Here is a 1,244-nt window from a genome sequence, read left to right on the forward strand (position 1 = left end):
GCTAGGTGAAGGGCGACCAGCGACGACGAACACGCCGTGTCCACCGTCACCGCGGGACCCTCGAAACCAAACGTGTACGCGATACGACCCGACGCCACGCTGCCGGTGTTCCCGGTCATGAGGTAACCGCCGGAGTCGAGCTCGCCCGAGCGGAGGAAGGAACCGTAGTCCTGCGCCATGGCGCCGGCGAAGACACCGGTGCGGCTGCCGCGCAGCGTCGCCGGGTCGATACCCGCGCGCTCGAAGACCTCCCACGACGTCTCCAACAGCAACCGCTGCTGCGGGTCCATCGCCAGCGCCTCACGCGGCGAGATACCGAAGAGCGCGGCGTCGAACTCAGGAGCGTCGTAGAGGAAGCCGCCCTCGCGGACGTAGGTCCGGCCGGGCGTGCCGGGCTCGGGGGCGTAGAGGCGATCGAGGTCCCAGCCGCGGTCGGCCGGGAACCCACCGATCGCGTCATCGCCCTCGCTGACGAGCCGCCACAGGTCCTCCGGCGAACCGACTCCGCCCGGGAACCGGCAGGCCATACCAACGATCACCACCGGATCGTCACCGACACTCGTCGGCGCGGGCAGCGCGTCGGTGGTGGCGGTGGTGGCGGTGACGGCATGGGGGCCGCCGTCCCCCACCAGCTCGGCGAGCACGAAGCGGGCCACGTCCGCCGGGGTCGGGTAGTCGAAGACCAGGGTCGCGGGCAGCCGCATGCCGGTGGCGGCCGCGTTCAGTCGGTTACGCAGCTCGACCGAGGTGAGGGAGTCGAAGCCGAGGTTCTTGAACGTCTCTTCCGCCTCGATCTGTTGGGTGGAACCGTGCCCGAGGACCGATGCGGCCTGCGCCGAGACGAAGTCCCGCAGGAAACGTTCACGGTCGACGACGGGCAGGGCGAGCAGCCGCTGCCGCAGGTCCGTGGCGTCGTCGCCCGCTCCGGTCTCGGCTTTGCGACGGCCGCGGGCGCGAACCAGGGCACGCAGCAGCGCGGGAACGTCCTCAGGGGTCCGCCGACGCAGCGCCGGGATGTCGAGTTCGACCGGCAGTACGGCGGCCCGTTCCAGCCCCCCGCCCAGCTCCAGCGCGGTGTCCAGCAGCCCGAGTCCCTGTTCGGGAGCGAGCGGGAGCATGCCGTTGCGGGCGAGACGACGGAGATCGGCTTCGGTCAGTTCGGCGGTCATGCCGGCGCCGGGTGCCCACGGTCCCCAGGCCAGGGAGGTCGCGGGGAGACCGGAGGAGCGGCGAGTGGCGGCGAA

1 protein-coding gene is annotated in these 1,244 nt (G+C 71.6%); it reads right to left on the minus strand.

Translation table 11 applies throughout. The features are described from left to right. The coding region (locus tag ACWC5O_RS45500) for a beta-ketoacyl synthase N-terminal-like domain-containing protein (protein WP_450781407.1) at nt 1-1,169 on the minus strand (1,169 nt) is incomplete at its 3' end. Nucleotides 1,170-1,244: the final 75 nt, after the last annotated feature.

The organism is Streptomyces sp. NPDC001450, from assembly GCF_053597295.1.